Raw genomic sequence first — 972 nt, 5'->3', positions numbered from 1 at the left:
AGCCAGTAGCGCTGGTGCTGGAAGGGATACGTCGGCAGCTCCACCCGCCGGGCCCCCCGCGTGTCGAACGCAGCCCCCCAATCAACATCGACACCCCCCGCGAACACCTCACCCACCGACCGCAAAAACCGATCCAAACCCCCCTCACCACGACGCAACGACCCCACCACCAACCCCTCCACACCCACCGCACCCATCGTCTCCGCCACCACAAAACCCAACACCGGATGCGGACTCATCTCCACGAACACCCGCCGCCCCTCACCCAACAGAACCCGCGTCACCTCCTCCAAACGCACCGGCTCCCGCAGATTCCGATACCAATACCCCGCATCCAACAACCCCCCATCCACCACCCCACCCGTCACCGTCGAATAAAACGCCACCCCCGACCCACCCGACACACCCGAAACCCCCTCCAACACCCCCGCCAACTCACCCTCCACCCGCTCCACCTCCACCGAATGCGACGCATAATCCACCGCAACCCGACGCACCCGCACCCCCTCACCACGCAACTCCCCCTCCAACACACCCAACGCATCCACCCCACCCGCCACCACCACCGACGACGGCCCATTCACCGCAGCAACCGACAACCCCCCACCCAACCGCCCCTCCACCACACCCACCGGCAAACCCACCGACAACATCCCACCCCCACCGGCCAACGACGACGCAATCACCCCACTACGCCCCGCCACCACCCGCGCACCATCCTCCAACGACAACGCACCCACCACACACGCCGCCGCAATCTCACCCTGCGAATGACCCACCACCGCCACCGGCTCCACACCCACCGACCGCCACAACCCCGCCAACGACACCATCACCGCCCACAACACCGGCTGCACCACATCAACCCGACCCAACGCCTCCTCATCACCCAACACATCCACCAACGACCACCCCACAAACGGCTCCAACGCCTCCCCACACCGCCCCATCCACTCCGCGAACACCACCGAC

The 972-nt window shown here is 66.4% G+C and carries 1 protein-coding gene; it reads right to left on the bottom strand.

Features of this window, described 5'->3' with window-relative positions; genetic code table 11:
• The coding region (locus tag IE239_RS41490; RefSeq protein ID WP_190154611.1) for an acyltransferase domain-containing protein at positions 1–972 on the bottom strand (972 nt) is incomplete at both ends.

It is taken from the genome of Streptomyces humidus (assembly GCF_014649655.1).
Lineage (GTDB): Bacteria > Actinomycetota > Actinomycetes > Streptomycetales > Streptomycetaceae > Streptomyces > Streptomyces humidus.
This window is presented reverse-complemented; position numbering and strand designations above follow the sequence as displayed.